The sequence below is a fragment of the Pantoea sp. Ft-CA_14 genome, assembly GCF_024520875.1.
GTDB classification, from domain to species: domain Bacteria; phylum Pseudomonadota; class Gammaproteobacteria; order Enterobacterales; family Enterobacteriaceae; genus Pantoea; species Pantoea agglomerans.
In genome coordinates this window covers 159336-176166 of record NZ_JALNPM010000008.1, presented here as the reverse complement: position 1 = coordinate 176166, position 16831 = coordinate 159336, and the positions used below count along the sequence as shown (strand labels likewise).

General features: G+C 52.2%; 13 protein-coding genes. All 13 read left to right on the top strand.

The window, feature by feature from the left end; genetic code table 11:
* The first annotated feature begins 33 nt into the window (after positions 1-33).
* The gene (locus NR195_RS14005; RefSeq protein WP_331842727.1) at positions 34-375 is read left to right on the top strand and encodes a putative T6SS immunity periplasmic lipoprotein; all 342 of its coding nucleotides are present in this window, start codon (positions 34-36) and stop codon (positions 373-375) included.
* Between the two features lie 429 nt (positions 376-804).
* Positions 805-3441, top strand: a complete 2637-nt coding sequence (locus tag NR195_RS14000; protein WP_256844631.1) for a type VI secretion system Vgr family protein — start codon at positions 805-807, stop codon at positions 3439-3441.
* A complete protein-coding gene (locus NR195_RS13995) occupies positions 3434-3973 on the top strand; it encodes a hypothetical protein (RefSeq protein ID WP_033772340.1) in 540 nt (179 codons plus the stop codon). Before NR195_RS14000 ends, NR195_RS13995 begins: the two co-directional genes overlap by 8 nt.
* Positions 3974-3981: 8 nt before the next feature.
* Positions 3982-5886: a LysM peptidoglycan-binding domain-containing protein gene (locus tag NR195_RS13990; protein WP_250488646.1), complete on the top strand. Its 1905-nt coding sequence runs from the start codon at positions 3982-3984 to the stop codon at positions 5884-5886.
* Positions 5883-6563 carry a hypothetical protein gene (locus NR195_RS13985; protein ID WP_033772338.1) on the top strand — a complete coding sequence of 227 codons (681 nt, stop codon included), beginning with the start codon at positions 5883-5885 and terminating at the stop codon, positions 6561-6563. Before NR195_RS13990 ends, NR195_RS13985 begins: the two co-directional genes overlap by 4 nt.
* A 29-nt stretch (positions 6564-6592) precedes the next feature.
* Positions 6593-6859 carry a PAAR domain-containing protein gene (locus tag NR195_RS13980; RefSeq protein WP_071998046.1) on the top strand — a complete coding sequence of 89 codons (267 nt, stop codon included), beginning with the start codon at positions 6593-6595 and terminating at the stop codon, positions 6857-6859.
* A gap of 3 nt (positions 6860-6862) precedes the next feature.
* The gene (locus NR195_RS13975) at positions 6863-8023 is read left to right on the top strand and encodes a hypothetical protein (RefSeq protein WP_256844630.1); all 1161 of its coding nucleotides are present in this window, start codon (positions 6863-6865) and stop codon (positions 8021-8023) included.
* Entirely contained in the window at positions 8010-11429 is a 3420-nt protein-coding gene (locus tag NR195_RS13970; protein ID WP_256844629.1) for an ImcF-related family protein, read from the top strand. The genes NR195_RS13975 and NR195_RS13970 overlap by 14 nt, the downstream gene beginning before the upstream one ends.
* Complete coding sequence (gene tssA / locus NR195_RS13965) at positions 11429-13024, top strand: type VI secretion system protein TssA (protein WP_256844628.1); 1596 nt, start codon at positions 11429-11431, stop codon at positions 13022-13024. Before NR195_RS13970 ends, tssA begins: the two co-directional genes overlap by 1 nt.
* Positions 13025-13044: 20 nt before the next feature.
* The gene (gene tssF, locus NR195_RS13960; protein WP_158149145.1) at positions 13045-14808 is read left to right on the top strand and encodes a type VI secretion system baseplate subunit TssF; all 1764 of its coding nucleotides are present in this window, start codon (positions 13045-13047) and stop codon (positions 14806-14808) included.
* Positions 14763-15866, top strand: coding sequence for a type VI secretion system baseplate subunit TssG (gene tssG / locus NR195_RS13955; protein ID WP_182504375.1), 1104 nt, complete (start codon positions 14763-14765; stop codon positions 15864-15866). The genes tssF and tssG overlap by 46 nt, the downstream gene beginning before the upstream one ends.
* Positions 15847-16383 (top strand): type VI secretion system lipoprotein TssJ, encoded by a 537-nt coding sequence (gene tssJ / locus NR195_RS13950; protein ID WP_171820335.1) that lies wholly within the window; start codon positions 15847-15849, stop codon positions 16381-16383. Before tssG ends, tssJ begins: the two co-directional genes overlap by 20 nt.
* The gene (gene tssE, locus NR195_RS13945) at positions 16376-16828 is read left to right on the top strand and encodes a type VI secretion system baseplate subunit TssE (RefSeq protein ID WP_062758737.1); all 453 of its coding nucleotides are present in this window, start codon (positions 16376-16378) and stop codon (positions 16826-16828) included. Before tssJ ends, tssE begins: the two co-directional genes overlap by 8 nt.
* Positions 16829-16831 lie beyond the last annotated feature (3 nt).

Here is a 16831-nt window from a genome sequence, read left to right as displayed (position 1 = left end):
ACACTATACTGAATAGTAACATTCGGTTTCTATATGATGATAATCCGATGCTTTGATTTATGTCTGAAAGGAATATTCACCTTCTTTTTCCTTTCCGTGCTGACAGGATGTCCTGGCCCGGGAGACAGGATGATTCCTCATGAAACCACATCTGTCAGCAAGCAGGGGGAAAATGTATGTTTAGATATTCCAGATGCTCAGGATTATCAACCTGCTGACATGGGGATAAATCCACGAGGAACACCTTCGAAGGAGAAGGATTTTAATTTCTCTCCAGGTCTCACGATCGTTAATGGAAAATTATGCATTCCACCTTCTTTTTATCATTTCCCGGATAAGGGGAAGCTTATTTTTGAGTATGTATTGATTTCATAGAAACATGAAGATGAGCCACGGAAATTTGTCGTTGGCGTGGGGGTGAATAATGGGCAGGTATACAATTTTCCTCTGACCGATCGAGAAATAGCAAGGCCATATGGATCAATTCAAGTTTCCGAGTAGCTGGTCAATATAAGATAATGAGAACATTCACCTTTATTGCGTTGGTCGTGATAAGCGTACTCTTTCTTCCGGATGCTTTTATTTACACGTTTGTTAAGCGCTTTATCCCCATTAGTGGCGATGGCGAATACGGCATAAACAATTTTGAAATGACCGTGTTGCTGATTAAAACCTTCGCCAGTGCCCTCGGGGCCGGAGCCATAATCACGCTTTTTCGTACTCGCTGAGTACCCCGATTAAACCTGCAATTTGCCCGCCGGCAAGAAAGTCATGGACTGCAGGTTATCCCATGGAGTCAATATCATGAGTCTGACAGATACGCTCAAGAACACCCTGTCTGCATTAACTGAAAGCGGGCTGAACCGCTACCGCCTGGATATTCCATCCTGTACAGCATCACTGGATGTGGAAAGTTTCAGCGGTAAGGAGTTCATGAGTGAGCTTTACTACTATCAGGTTATCTTTACCAGCAGTGACCAGAATATCAGCTCAGCGCAACTGCTGACTAAGCCTGCCACGCTGACCATGGGAACCGGGTCTCTGATGGGGTTGACCGGGCTGAAAGTGGTGCATGGTGTGGTGACGCAATTTAAGCGTATCAGTGGTTCACGTGACCAGGCAACGTACCAGATTATTATTGAGCCGTTCTTGTCTTTGCTGCGCAAGCAATTCCGTACCCACCGCTTTTTTGTCAATAAGTCGGTACCGGAAGTTGTCGCCGAAGTATTGCAGGAGCATGGCCTGAAAGGCTGGGAGTATGAGTTCACCCTAAAAGCCGACTATCCGAAGCGTGAACAGATTAACCAGTACAAGGAAAATGACCTCGCGTTCATTGAGCGTCTGCTGGCCGAAGTGGGGATTTTCTACTTCTTTACCCTGCAACCCGATACCCAGACCGAAGTGGTGCATTTCGCAGACAAGCAGAGCGCATGGACGTTCGGTAAGTCTCTGCCGCTCAGCAGCCCATCGGGAATGAGTGACAGTGCAGCGGACTCGATCTGGGGGGTTAACGTCCGACAGAACGTGGTTGAGCGCTCTGTCACCGCCAGTGATTACAATCACCGTGAAGCCCAGAATGTCCTGACCTCTGTACCGGCGGACATGACCTGCGGCGACGGTGACGGTGTTACCTACGGTGAGGTTTATCACTATCTACCGCGTCATCTTGAACGTGGCGACAAAATCACACCTTCAGCGGAAACCGGCAATTTCTGGGCACGCCTTGAGCATGAGCGTTTTCTTTCCGGACAGACGATTATCAGCGGGTGCAGCAATGATGCCCTGCTTTCTCCGGCCCAGGTGCTGACCATCAGTGAAAGTGTGGTACCACCGACACTGCCATCAGAAACGGACAACGGCATAATCATCACCCGAACGGGCTATATAGCCAGCCGTAAAGATGCCCTGATCGTGATGTGGGAAGGGATGCCGTATTACGAGAACCGCTGCTGGCGTCCTGCTGCTAAAAAGCGCCCGGTGGTCAGCGGCACCCTGACGGCACGAGTGACCAGCGCTAAAGATAACGACATCTACGCCTGGCAGGATGCATCCGGCATGTACCGGGTGAAGTTTGATGCCGACCGTGATGATAAAAAACAGGGCATGGAAAGCATGCCGGTGCGTTTTGCCAGGCCTTACGGTGGTGATAAGTACGGCTTCCACTTCCCGCTGATACAGGGCACTGAAGTCGCCATTGCGTTTCATGAAGGCGACCCGGACCGTCCGTATATCGCCCATGCCATGCACGACTCCCGCCACGTCGACCACGTCACTGAGGCCAACAGCACGCGCAATGTTATCCGCACAGCTGGCCTGAACAAGCTGCGGATGGAGGATAAGCGCGGCGAGGAACACATCAAGCTCAGTACAGAGTACGGGGGTAAGACGCAGCTTAATTTAGGTCACAACGTGGATGCTTCCCGCGAACTGCGCGGTGAAGGTGCGGAGTTGCGTACCGATCGGTATGTGTCCATCCGGGGTGGTGCCGGGGTGTTTATCACTGCAGATAAACAGCCGTTTGCCGGGGACAATATGCTCTCTATGCAGGAGGCGATTGCCCAGCTCGAGAATGCACTGAGTATTGCGCGAAGCATGTCAGACGCAGCTGAAACTGCGCAGGCGCTACCCGCGGATATTCAGAGCCAGGTGAAGTTGACTAATGCCCTCAAAGATCTTGTGCAGCCAGGAATGGTGTTGAATGCACCAGAAGGCGTGAGCATCACCAGCCCACAGGCGGTTCGCATGGCGTCGGGCAGTGCCAGCGTTGGGATCATGTCGCAACAGAATACAGACATTAGCGCTCTTAAACGATTTACCGTAGCAGCAGGTGAAGCCGTGAGTATGCTGGCCCGTAAGGCCGGGATGAAACTCTTTGCGACTAAGGGAAAAGTAGAAATCCAGGCTCAGGATGATGCGCTTGAGGCGATAGCCAAAAAGGATGTGACCGTAACCAGCACAGATGGGCGGGTAGAAATCACGGCTGCGAAAGATGTCGTGCTTAAAAATCTGGAGGGTTCGTTCATCCAGTTGCAGGGTAAGAATATTATTCTGGGCTGTGAAGGTAATATCCTGTGGAAATGTGCCAATGCGCAGAAAATGGGCAGTGTAAGCATGAGTAGTGTTATGCCCCAGTTTCCATCGGGATATAGTGGGAAGTTTACTGCATCGTCTGTTGCAGGAGTTCCAGTTGCTGCCGCGGCATACATGTTGACATCGAGTAATGGGCAGAAATTATTTGGTAGAACAGACGAGAACGGTGAAACATTTCCTGTTTACTCATCAAACCCGAATGAGTCTTTTGAACTTGAAATGATTCAAAGTGATTATTGGTACGATAGTGAAAATATTGTGGACAGAGTACATTGCACATCATTTTCAGATATGTCATTCCAGGACGATGGCTGTCAATGCAGTGATTGTGAGGGGAATAAAAGTGCGTGATATTACTTTTAAGTTTAAAATTTTGTTATGTATGTTGCTGACTCCATCTTTTTCTTTTGCAAGTGGCACATGGAATGCTAAATCAGCACAAATGCAATGTGGCTCAGCTTTGGTAAAGGTCAGTGCTGAATGCCAGGTGAATCAAAAAAGCCCAACGGAGAATATATGCAAAAATTACCACTTGGAAATAAAGAACGGCACGAATAATAAAGAGTTTTCTTTGCCATACATCCCGAACAGCCAAAAAGCTCTCCTGGAAAAACAGGGTTATTCCTTCAATAATGTAGTTAAGCCTGGTGATTGGGCTCCCTCCACTATGAAATGCTATGACAATGAAAATATTGTGATCGGATACCATCTTGGGCTGGATGAAGATGAGAGCGTAAAGGGATCATTGTTGTCATATATTGATGCCCCATTTATTGATCTTTCAGGGAACTTTATTACAGGCAACAAGCTTTCTGAGCTTAGATCTCGAGAAATGAAAAACCCCTACGATAATACAAGCATAGACTTTATTAGCAATCGCTGAGGTATGGTATGTCTGATTTATATGAGTATTTAAATGCCAAAAAGGGAAAGGCATATTTTGATGACCAGATTAAACCATTTTCTTTAATCTCAATCTATCCGGATATAGATACATCCCGAAAGCTAAGAGGTAACAGTCGTACAATAGGAGATGCTAATAAAGATGTCCAGGATACTATTATAGATATGATAATTACCATAGCTGTCCGCTATGGATTAAGTTATAAAGAGATATCTTATATATTATTAACTACTAAGGTTGAGTCTGGATTTAATCCCGATGCGGCAGCGGGGACTACCAGTGCAGCTGGTTTAGCACAAGGAACGGTTGGTTTTATCAACGATGCATTGACACAATCTGAAGACATTCTTGGTTTTCAGCTAGATCTTCGTAATGAGGAAGTTTTTGACGCTGAAAAAGGATGCTATGCGGTTATTTATTCCTTTTTACTTAACAAATCGAAGGTGATGGAGAGTTACACATCAGATCAAAGTGAATACTGGGAATGGCTTTATTTGTTGCATCATGATGGTGCCTATAGTTTAGGAAAATATCTCGATGGTACACGTGAGAAAAGTGCAGATGGCGAGAAGTGGGCGCTTTATATAACTAAGCATTTATCAGTTGTGGAAGGGTTACTAAAAAATACTGAAGTTAATACTATATTTAAACTGTCTACCGGAAATAATACAGCATTCAAAAACAAAAATTATATTGCTGCAATTTTTCCATTTCCCATTTCAACATGCCCAAATTTAGTGTCAGACTATGAGAAAGCTCTAGTTTTTATCAAAGGCGTGACTGATGCAAACGGGATGACTAAATCAGTCAATGCTATCGCAGGTTCAGAAATTGTGTTTGCTATTCTTGCTGATAATTACAAAGAATTAGCCAAAGCAACTGTTGAAAAAAATACCAATGAAAAGCATAAGACTCTAACTTATACCGTTAAGAAAGGCGACACTTTATCAGCAATAGCGAAGAAATATCGTGTATCAGTAGAGAAATTGGCAAGAATTAATAAGATCCATAACGTCAACATGTTGCGCATTGGTGCGAAATTAAAAATACCTGATAGTAATCAAAACCATGGATATGTTAGCCGCTATGTTTCTGAGCAGACCAGGAAAGAGATTCTCAAAAGCATCGGAGTTGAAAATGCTAATGCTAAAGCAGCCATTGAGTATTCAAGAAGCCATATCGTTTTACCTAAAGGAAGCAAGTCAGCAGACTCGGAAAAGAAAAATAATGTAATTCATATTAAAACGACGACGACGGATAAGTCCGTTGCTCGCAGGAGTAAAAATGAACCAGAGAAGCATCAGACTACTTCAGAGGGAAAGGCAAAAGAAATTTCTGTTGTTAACGACTTTGAACCTCTAGTCAAGTTTCGAACTGATATATCTGAAAAATTACAGAGCTTGGTTTCTGCTCATTCAATTGATGTTATTAAAGGAATAATGAAATCTGCAGGTGTCCATAAAATTACTATCACTAGCACCCTACGCACTCCCGAAGAGCAAGTGGAAGCAATGTACAACAATATGTGCAACAAGGGTGTACAATCCCAGCTTGATTATTATGCTGCTGCGGGTCGGGAGGTTGTACAAGTAGGTATCGCTGTGGGTGGCATAGATAAAAGTAAGGAGAATCAGGTTAAAAAAGCCATGATTGATAAAGTCAATTCTTTACAAAAAGATGGACGTCTTGTTTCAAAACATTGTGTTTCGCTTGAATCGTATGCTCAGAGAAATGTATTTGATATAAGTAAAAGATTATTACCTGTCACTTTGCAGCGGGCTTTTGATAAGGCTATTACAAAATATGTAAAAGATAATCCAGGAAAAGTGAAATATATCAGTCCATTTGAAAATCGTGGTGAGCCAGCATTCCATGTGGAGATTGTACAATGAATAAAATATTGTTTTTTATTGCTGTCGTTCCTTTTTTTGCATTTTGCAATACTATTAAGGTAAAAGATGGTCTGTATTATGGATATTGGGTTTATAAAGATCATGGTGCCGTGAAAGAGTATGGTGTTTTAGCTAACGAACCTAGAAAATTGATGGGTGAATATATATTAACGCCTGTTCATAAGTTTACTGATGATAATGAAATATATATTAAAGTTAAGGGGGGTATCCCAATCGTATATTTTTATCAAAAAAGTGTTGGGTCTGATCTGAATACGGTTGGATGGGCTGGCGCTAGATTTACTGAGGGGGATATGATTATTTCTACAAGCACTATTCGAATGGTCACAGAGGATGCCACAGACCATATATTTGTTGGTGAGGAATTCTTAGGGAAACGGATAAGGCTTAAAAAGGATGAAGTGGTTCCGTTGTCATTAATTGATGACAATAGTTTTAATGTGGACTGTAATCAATACTTGGATATTAATGCTTATAGGGAGAATGGTATTCCTGATTATGAAGAGCCAGATCCAAAAGGACGGGAAGGGATAGGTTTATCTTATCCTGCAACGGTTTTTGCAGTCGGTGAACTCGGTGTTTGTTCTGCATTTCTCGATGATGATATTGTTCCTCAAATTAAAAACGGATGGATTCATTTCCGTCGACTCAATTAAAACATATAAACTAATTTGTTAGGTGTGATATGTCCAAAGGATTTGTATTGCCAGGAGATAAAACTACTCACGGCGGTGAGGTTATATCTGCATCTTCGACCATAATCGTGAACGGAAAGAATGTAGCCCTCGTTGGCGATGAAATTAATTGCCCTGTTGAAGGGCATGGTATTAATGCCATTATAGAAGGGTCACCAGAATGGATCTCTGATGGGAAGCCTGTTGTTGTGGATGGCTGCGAATGTGAATGTGGTTGCCATGTTATCTCCAGTGCGCCGGATTGTTCAGTAGGATAAGTTATGAGCTGGGAGCGTCAGAAAGCTACAATTTCTGCAGAACCTGATGAGCCGTCACTGGTCATCTGGCTGATTGCAGGCCTTATTGCTGTTATTGCTGGAGTGTTGCTCTTTGTACTCCACGCCAATCAGTTTCTGGATGAATTGCAAAAATTTAACCTCTGGATTGTTGCCGGAAGCCCTCTTTTTATCTGGTTCGTGACGATTTGTATTCGCGGCTGGATGTATAACCACGCAATGGATCGTCACCAGTTTGAATCTGATGAAGCAGATTATGCACAGCAGCAATGGATTTCCTGGGCCGGGCGTTATCTGGCGGTTCTGCATAGCCGGGTTATCCTGCCTCATGAATTGACGCCATCCACATTTCTGCAGGCCCCCAAAGATCTTGAGCAGGGTAGCTCTCTTTCTCGGGGAATAACGTTACCTGTGGGCGAAGATGCTTTTTCAGCATTGATTGGGGGCCTGGACATATCAGAATTACAGCGCTTAACTGACCTCCCTTTCCACGCAACCTTACTGACGGATTCACACGATCCTGATAAGACATTGCAGAGAGAATTTTCAGCATGCTGGCTCCAGTTAGTTGGACAGGCGTTTCCCGTACCGTTACTGACAATTCTTAAAGACCGAACCTTCGATTGGGTGGGCGAACGTCTTAAATCCCCGATTCTGGATGTTGAGCTTCTGTTAGTTCACCAGACTCAGGGAGGGAATGAGTACAGTGATTCGCTCTCGGCTTTAATGCTGACCTCTGATGATGTAGCAACGAAGTATCAGCTTAACCATCACGCTCGCCTTCTTCGGCCTATGTCGCTTGAATCAACCCAAATGCTGAGTGAAGAGCTTGATACCTTTTTCTCGACCCAATCACAGGCTATCGCTGCGCGTGCAATAGTGGGTGACAGCATGGAGTGGGGTTATGATTTTTCCACTCTGCTGGCCAGTGCAAAACAATATGAAGGCCGCTGGAAACCCCAGCAGTGCCATTGGCTGGAGAAATATGCCGGGCTCAGCGGTCCTTTCTCACCGTGGATTATGGCCGCCGTCGTCAGTGATATAGCTATGCTCACAAAAGAAGATTGCCTGATGCTTTCGGGTGACAAAGAGCAGCGATTTGTAAATACCGTAACTACAGGGAATCTGATGAATGGCGAAGGATAACTCAGTGTGGCGTGGTAACTGGGGACGCATCAGTATTACTGCGCTGATTGCTGTCGCGATCGGATTGGCTATCTGGAAAAAGGGGGATGCGTTCGGACTGACCAGTATTGGCCTTAAGCTGCTGGTATTTATGGCGGTGATAATCCTTCTGCTGCTTGTCCGCCATGGCAAAATCATTTGTCTTGCGATTAAACAACAGTGGTCGCGTTTTCAGGCAAAGCGTAAAAGTGTCCTGCCTGCCGATGAAGGACGTGTCAAACAGACCGCCCCACGCAATGTCACCGTCGACTCCATCCGCCTGGCCATGCGTAACCTCTACGGTCGGCGCTGGGGCCGTAAAACACGTATCCTGCTGATAACTGGTACTGCTGCAGAAGTGGAGCAGCTCACACCCGGCCTCACCAGCCAGCTCTGGCAGGAAGATCGCGGCACGCTATTGCTGTGGGGCGGTGACCTCAATACGCCAGCAGACAGCGCCTGGCTGACCGCGCTGCGCAAACTGCGCCGCGGTCCGGTGGATGGGCTGGTGTGGGTCACCTCGGCCTTTGACCAGCTCTCAGCACCGGGACTGGAACAGCCGCTGCCGGTACCGTCTGAAAGCACCATGGACTCCCTGTCTCATGCCATTAGCGCGCGTATGGAAACGCTTGGCTGGAAACTCCCGCTGTATGTCTGGTCCCTGCACCCGCGCGCCGATAAGCAGGAAGGGCGCATTACGCAGGCTACCGGCTGCCTGTTACCTGTCGGTTGTCGTACCGAAGGGCTGGCAGAACAACTCTCTGCCCTGACGCCGGATTTGACTTCACAGGGTCTGCAGCAGACCTGCTGTGAGGTGAAACATAACTTCTTACTGACGCTGGCTGACCAGCTCATTCGCGAACCAGAAAGTGTGACTGCACCGCTGTCGGTGATGCTCAATCCGTACCGCCCGCTGCCGCTGGCTGGTGTGGTGTTTAGTCAGCCCTCTGCCGGTGCTGAACGTGCTGTTACGCACCACTGGGGCATGGATAACCGCTGGGATATTCTGCCTGAATCCGTCCGGACGCTTCCTGCCGGACTGCGTCCGCGCAAGCCGGGCATTCCATGGCGCAAAGTGTTTGCGTCGGTTATCGCCCTGGCGATGGTGGGCTGGGCTGCATGGATGAGCATCGCGTATGTCACCAACCGCAGCCAGATTGACGGCGCGAATATCCAGACCGCACTTGCCGCCCGACAGAATCAGCCGCTGGAGCAGCGCCTGCACGCGCTGTCTGAACTCCAGAAAACCCTGGCTCGTCTGCAGTACCGCTCTGAGCATGGCGTGCCGTGGTACGAGAAGGCCGGCCTGAGCCAGAATAATGCCCTGCTGGCAGCACTCTGGCCACGCTATCAGGACAGTGCACTGCCGCTGTTGCGGGATGCGGCCGCAACCCATCTTCAAAAGCAAGTCAGCGCCTTTAACGCGTTGCCGCCGGGTAGCCCACTGCGTGAGCAGATGGCAAAAGCCACCTATGACCAGCTCAAGCTCTACCTGATGCTGGCGCGTCCGGAACATATGGACGCGGCCTGGTTCAGCCCGGCGCTGTTGCACGACTGGCCAAAACGCGATGGCGTGAAAGACGGTGTCTGGCAGGGCGTGGCGCCGTCACTGCTGTCGTTCTATGGTGCGCAGCTGGTTGCGCACCCTGAGTGGAAATTGCGGGCAGATGAGAACATGGTCAGCCAGGCGCGTTCCCTGCTGGTTCGCCTGATGGGCTTACGTAACAGTGAGTCGACCCTGTACCAGAAGATGCTCTCCCAGGTGGCGCATCTGTATGTCGATATGCGCCTTGAAGACATGACCGGCGATACCGATGCATCCCGTCTGTTCAGCACTACGGAAATCGTGCCGGGCATGTTCACCCGTCAGGCCTGGGAGCAGGCCGTGCAGCCCGCCATCGAAAAGGTGGTGAAGGCGCGCCGGGACGAGCTTGACTGGGTGCTGACTGACAGTAAGCGTCAGGTGAATAAACAGAACGAAACCTCGCCGGAAGCAATGAAAAAACGTCTGACCGAGCGCTACTTCGCTGACTTCGGCGGAGCCTGGCTGGAGTTTCTTAACAGCCTGCGCTGGAACCGGGCCACCACGCTGTCGGACTCTATTGACCAGCTGACTCTGATGGCTGATGTGCGTCAGTCACCTCTGGTGGCGTTGATGAACACCCTCAATGTGCAGGGGCGCACGGGTCAAACTGGCGAAGCGATTTCGGATTCCCTGGTTAAATCAGCGAAGAACCTGCTCGGTGGTGACAACAAAGATGCCATTGACCAGAGTGTCGGGGTTCATGGCCCGCTGGATGCGACCTTTGGCCCGGTGCTGGCGCTGATGGACAAGATCCGCACGGGCGCACAGGAGTTGAGTCTGCAGTCGTACCTCACTCGCGTCACGCAGGTGCGTCTGCGCCTGCAGCAGGTCACCAATGCCGCTGACCCGCAGGCCATGACCCAGACCATCGCCCAGACCGTATTCCAGGGTAAAGCGGTTGACCTGACCGAAACCCGTGACTACGGCAGCCTGATTGCCGCCGGTCTGGGGCAGGAGTGGAGCGGCTTTGGGCGTGCGGTGTTTGTGAATCCGATGGAGCAGGCCTGGCAGCAGGTGCTGACCCCGGCGGCCGACAGCCTCAATGCACAGTGGCAGCAGGCGGTGGTGGCTGAGTGGAACGCCGCCTTTGGCGGACGTTATCCGTTTAACAACTCCGGCAGCGACGTCTCCCTGCCGCTGCTCGCAAAGTACCTCAATGCGGATTCCGGGCGTATCGCGCAGTTCCTGCTGACCCGTCTCAAGGGCGTGCTGCACAAAGAAGGTAATCACTGGGTACCGGACAGCATTAACTCGCAGGGGCTGACCTTTAACCCGGCGTTCCTAAACGCCATCAACACCCTGAGTCATATCTCGGATGTGGCCTTCACTGAAGGCAATGCCGGCATGAACTTCGAGCTGCGCCCGGGCACCGCCGCTGGCGTGATGCAGACGGATATGATTATCGACAGCCAGAAGCTGACCTATTTGAACCAACTGCCAGCGTGGAAGCGCTTTTCGTGGCCTGCGGATACCGAAGTCCCTGGCGCGAACCTGAGCTGGGTTAGTATCCAGGCTGGCACCCGTCAATATGCCGAAATTCCGGGAGCATGGGGCTGGATACGCCTGCTTGATAAAGCCGCCGTCAGTGCTTACCCGGGTGTCGACAGCAGTTACAGTCTGAGCTGGAAAGCGCAGGATGGCCGTATGCTCAATTACACCCTGCGTACCGAAGCGGGCGAGGGGCCATTGGCGCTGCTGAAGCTGCGTAATTTTCGCCTGCCGGAAACCATCTTCAGCACCACCGGCGTCATACCGTCAGACCCGGCGACAGATACGGCCAGTGACGACGGGGAGGCGTACTGATGAGCACACTCAATGCCTTACTCAGTGCCTGCCAGGCAGAGCAGGAACCATTACTTTTAGAAACCCGTGTGCGTGTGGCGCAGTGGGGCAGCTGGCTGCAGCCGCTGTCCGGTTCATCACCCGTGGGCGAGGATCCGGGCTATAACGATGACTTCCAGCAGATGCGCGAGGAGGTCAACAAGCTCTCCGGCGCGGATACCGAGCTCATCTGCCGGCTGGCAGAGAAGCTGCTGACCACGACCGCCAAAGATATCCGTGTGGCGACGTACTACTGCTGGGCGAAGCTGCACCGCGAAGGTGAGCAGGGGCTGGCGGAAGGGCTCGAACTGCTGGCCGGTTTGCTGGAGCGCTTTGGACCACAGCTGCACCCGCAGCGTGACCGCAGCCGTAAGGCGGCACTGGAATGGCTGGCAGGGTCGCGCATGACCGACTCGCTTTCCCTGTACCCGGAAGTGGTCAGGATCGATGCGATGCGAACCACTGGTGCGCTGCTGCTGATATCACAGCTTATTGAGAATGAGCCCGATGAAACCCGTCCTGAACTCAATGCGCTGTACGGTGCCCTGGAAAGTCGTTTGCACAAAGCGGGGGGCGTGGATGCCGTGGTACCGCAGAACGCCAGTACCAGCGAAACCCCTTCACCTGCCAGTCACAACGATGCACCGGCTATCGGGCGTATCACTTCCGGCCAAGATTTGCTGGCCCAGGCCCGCACCCTCACCGAATATCTGCGTGAGCAGCCGGACGGCTGGCTGTCAGCACACCATCTGATGAAGAGCCTGCGTCACGACACCCTGCGGGCTATCCCGGCCCCGGATGCGCAGGGGCGTACACGCATCGAGCCACCAAGGGCGGATCAGCGCGCGTTACTCAAACGCCTCTACCTGCAGCAGAACTGGGCTGAAATGCTGGATACAGCAGACAGCACGTTTTCCCGTGGTGCCAACCATCTTTGGCTGGATTTACAGTGGTACATCCACCAGGCGCTGACGAAATCCGGCAAGGAAACGCTGGCCGACATTGTCACGGCTGATCTGAAAGGGCTGCTGTCGCGCCTGTCCGGGCTGGAGACGCTGGCGTTCAGTGACGGCACGCCGTTTGCGGACGAAGTGACGCTGAACTGGATCCAGCAGAGCGTGCTGGACACCGTCGGCGGTTGGGGTAATGACACGCCATCAGCCCCGGTCACCGCCGGTAACGATGACATTCTGTCGCTGGAGCCGGAAGCCGTAGCGCTGGCCGACAGTGAAGGCCCGGATGCGGCGCTGGGCTGGTTGCAGACCCGGCCCGGCATCGCCACCGCGCGCCAGCAATGGCTGTTGCGACTGCTAATGGGCCGCATTGCTGAGCAGTACGGTAAGAATGACCTGGCGGTGCACCTGTTTGCAGAACTGGGTGAGCGCGCCAGAGAAGTGACCCTCAATGACTGGGAGCCAGAGCTGCTGTTTGAGGTACAGGCCCGTCATCTGAAACTCCTGCGCCTGAAAGCCGGTCGCAGTGAGGCTGATAAGACCCGCCTTACGCCGGTAATGGACCAGTTACTTGCCGGGCTGATCGCCGTCGATCCCGCCCGTGCCGCCGTGCTTTGCGGTTAAATCCACAGGAACAGAAATAAATGGAAGATTTGACCCTGCGTTATTACGACGCGGAAATGCGCTACCTCCGTGAAGCGGCCAAAGAATTTGCTCAGACCCATCCGGATCGGGCCGCGATGCTGGATCTGGATAAGGCCGGCACACCTGATCCCTATGTCGAACGTCTGTTTGAAGGTTTTGCTTTTTCGATGGGGCGGCTGCGCGAGAAGATTGACGACGACCTGCCGGAACTGACCGAAGGGCTGGTCAGCATGCTCTGGCCACACTACCTGCGCACCATTCCTTCACTCTCAGTAGTGGCGTTCACACCTGCGCTTCAGGCCGTGAAGATGGCGGAAGTGATGCCAGCGGGTCTGGAAGTGTATTCCCGCCCGGTGGGGCCTAAAAATACGGTCTGTCGCTACCGTACTACCCGGGATGTGATGCTCAACCCGCTGAACATCTCAGGGGTGACTATGACCACTGAGCCTGACGGGCGTTCGCTGCTGCGGATGCGCTTTGCCTGCAGCACTCAGGCAGACTGGTCCCATGCTGACCTCAGTCACCTGAGCCTCTATCTTGAGGCTGACGCGCCCGTCAGTAGCCAGCTGCACCTGATGCTGACCAGAAGGCAGGCCGCTCTGTATATGCGCCTGCCCGGGCAGATCGACCGTATCCGGCTTGACGGGTATTTCTCACCGGGCGGGTTTGCCGAAGAGGATGGGCTGTGGCCGAAAGGCGACACCGCATTCAGTGGCTACCAGCTGCTGCTGGAGTATTTCACCTTCCGCAACAAGTTTATGTTTGTCCACCTCAACGGTCTGGACGACATTACGCCGCCTGCCGGGGCTGAGTACTTCGACATCGAAGTGGTCTTCAGCACGCCGTGGCCATCAGACCTGCCGGTCACCGATGATGCGGTTCGCCTCCACTGCGTGCCGGTGATTAACCTGTTTACGCTGGAGGCTGACCCTCTCACCATCACCGGGCTTGAAAGTGAGTACCTGCTGCGTCCTAAGCGGCTCCAGGACGGGCATACTGAGATTTATTCGGTGGATTCGGTTACCGGTTCAAACCGCACCAGTGATGCCGAATACGTGCCGTTCAGCAGCTTCCGCCACAAGGGCGGGATGATGCGCAGTCATGCGCCACCTCGCTATTACCACACCCGCGTTAAGCGGGGTGTCACCGGGCTGTATGACACCTGGCTGATTCTGGGCGGGCACCAGTGGGAAGATGACCGCCTGTTTGAGCGCGAAGCCGTATCGCTGCAAATCACCGGCACCAACGGTCAGTTACCGCGCCGGGCGCTTCAGAGCACGCTGCTCGACCGCAGTGAGCAGGTGGTCAGTACACCGCTTTCAGTACGCAACCTCTGTAAGCCCACGCTGCCGGTTTACCCGCCTGCGGAAGACCGTTTCCACTGGCGGGTATTGAGCCACCTCGGCTCCGGGTTTCTGAATATGATGAGTACTGCCGAAGTGCTGCGCGGGACGCTGGCACTCTATAACTGGCAGGGAGATGAACTGAATACCCGGCGTCTGGAGGCGATTCAGCAGGTGGAGCACCACCGCCTGCAACGTTTTGAGCAGGGCTACCTGCTGCGGGGGCTGGATATCGAAGTGACCCTCGACAGCAACGGCTTCACCGGCGAGGGCGATATTCACCTGTTCGGTGAAATGCTAAACCGGTTCTTTGCTCTGTATGCCGATATGAACCAGTTTAACCAGCTCACCCTCATTGTTCAGCCAGAAGGAAAATGCATCCGGTGGAAAGAGAATCACAGTCCGCGCCTGCCCGGCTGATAGCGCAACTGGGGGACCGGCTGCCATATATCAACTTTTACCGCTTCTGCCAGTTGCTGGAGCAGAACCAGCCGGACAAACCGGTTACGGGCAGTACCTGGCAGGTACGTCATGAACCGGTACGTTTTCGGCCACACCCGGGGATGGGTTTTCCGGCTTCAGAAATTAAAGGTATTGAGCAGTCTGAGCATTCGCATCTGCCGCCGACTGTGCGCATCACCTTTATGGGACTCTACGGCGTGGAGTCCCCGCTGCCGACGCACTATATCGATGACATTACCCAGCGACGGGAAGGGTATGAGGCCACCGCGGATTTCCTCGATATCTTCAACCACCGGCTGATTGCCCAGTACTACCGTATCTGGCGTAAATACTCATACCCGGCGACTTTCGAAGAAGGCGGTAAGGACAACACCTCGCAGTACCTGCTGGGACTTGCCGGGCTCGGGATTAACGGCTGCACGGACAGTATCGCGACTCCGGCTTCACGCTTTCTGGCACTGCTGCCGGTCATGTTGCTGCCGGGGCGTACCGCAGAAGGCATGGCCTCGCTGGTGCGCCTGCTGGCACCCAACACACAGGCGAAAATCTGGCACCACGATAAACGCCGCGCGCCGCTGAAAAAGCCCCTGACCATGAGCGTCAGCCAGCCCGTCACCCTGACAAACCGTCCGGTGATGGGCAGCTATGCCACCGACGTGAACAGCCGGGTGCTGATGCGCCTGACCACCTCTGACCCGGCTGAAGTACAGGGCTGGTTACCGGGCGGGGAGCTTCACACGGATTTAATGGCGCTGCTGCATGTCTATCTTGGCTCCCGCCTCGATGTGCGGTTACAGCTGTGTGTCGACCGAAGTCTGCTGCCTGACGCGACCATCAGCAGTAAACCGCAGGCAGGTGCCGTGCAACTGGGCCGTACCGCCGTGATGCGGCCGCTGAATGCAGCGAACACCGTCATGCACCCCAAAACCATAACCATCAATCTTGGCCGCTATGAGCGTGTACAGGAAAATATTCAACGCAGGGAGACCGATGAAGATGGCGATTACCGCTGGTAAATTTCCTCTGGTTGCACTGGCCGCGGGCATCACACTGATGCTCGCTGGCTGTGGGCTGACCCAGAAAGTGACAGACGGCACCGTTGCCGTGACCAAATCGATTTTTTACAAGCAGGTAAAAACCCTGCATCTGGATATCCGCGCCCGCGAGGCCGTTAACAGCAATGCAGGCGGGGTGGCGCTGTCGACGGTGGTGCGTATTTACCAGCTCAAAGACCGGAAAACATTCGACATGACGGACTATCCGTCACTGTTTAAGGCTGACAGTCAGGCCATCAAAGCAGACCTGGTGGCGGAGAAAGACATCCGCCTGCAGCCGGGTGGGGCAGTGACGGTTGATATGCCGATGGAAGAGAGTGCGCAGTATGTGGCGGTGGCCGGGATGTTTATGTCACCGGACCAGGAGAACAACACCTGGCGTGTGGTGCTGAGTCGTGACGATCTCGATCCGGATAAAGCACGCGTCATTGAGGCGGGGAACAACCGGCTGACACTTCAGGCGCTGAAAGATGAGTGAGTTATCCCGTCCTTCATTGTATGAAACACTCTACGGCAACTTCACCGGCGGCCTCGATCTCCATCAGGTCAGTGAACAAAATCAGGTGATTTTGTCCGTGCTCGATAACATGCAACGGATCCTTAACTGCCGTGCTGGCACGCTGGCGCATCTGCCGGACTATGGCCTGCCGGATATGACCAAAATCCTGCAGGGCATGCCGGGGACTGCCCATGAACTGATGGGTGCTCTGTCGGCTGTTCTGCTCAGATATGAGCCACGCCTGAGAAAAATAGCCGTTGTCCTGCTGGAACAGAACATCCCCGGTGAGTTGCGCTACGCCATTGATGCGGAACTTAACGGTGTTGGCCTCGTACGCTATGGCACAGAGTTTATGCCAGAAGGGCGGGTTCTCCTGCGACACCTGAAGCAACAGCAGTATCTCGACACAGCAACCCGGCTGTAAGGC

Coding starts and splice junctions, on each gene's coding strand:
- NR195_RS14005 (WP_331842727.1), top strand. CDS start 34: ATGATGATAATCCGATGCTTTGATTTATGTCTGAAAGGAATATTCACC.
- NR195_RS14000 (WP_256844631.1), top strand. CDS start 805: ATGAGTCTGACAGATACGCTCAAGAACACCCTGTCTGCATTAACTGAA.
- NR195_RS13990 (WP_250488646.1), top strand. CDS start 3,982: ATGTCTGATTTATATGAGTATTTAAATGCCAAAAAGGGAAAGGCATAT.
- NR195_RS13985 (WP_033772338.1), top strand. CDS start 5,883: ATGAATAAAATATTGTTTTTTATTGCTGTCGTTCCTTTTTTTGCATTT.
- NR195_RS13980 (WP_071998046.1), top strand. CDS start 6,593: ATGTCCAAAGGATTTGTATTGCCAGGAGATAAAACTACTCACGGCGGT.
- NR195_RS13975 (WP_256844630.1), top strand. CDS start 6,863: ATGAGCTGGGAGCGTCAGAAAGCTACAATTTCTGCAGAACCTGATGAG.
- NR195_RS13970 (WP_256844629.1), top strand. CDS start 8,010: ATGGCGAAGGATAACTCAGTGTGGCGTGGTAACTGGGGACGCATCAGT.
- tssA (WP_256844628.1), top strand. CDS start 11,429: ATGAGCACACTCAATGCCTTACTCAGTGCCTGCCAGGCAGAGCAGGAA.
- tssF (WP_158149145.1), top strand. CDS start 13,045: ATGGAAGATTTGACCCTGCGTTATTACGACGCGGAAATGCGCTACCTC.
- tssG (WP_182504375.1), top strand. CDS start 14,763: ATGCATCCGGTGGAAAGAGAATCACAGTCCGCGCCTGCCCGGCTGATA.
- tssJ (WP_171820335.1), top strand. CDS start 15,847: ATGGCGATTACCGCTGGTAAATTTCCTCTGGTTGCACTGGCCGCGGGC.
- tssE (WP_062758737.1), top strand. CDS start 16,376: ATGAGTGAGTTATCCCGTCCTTCATTGTATGAAACACTCTACGGCAAC.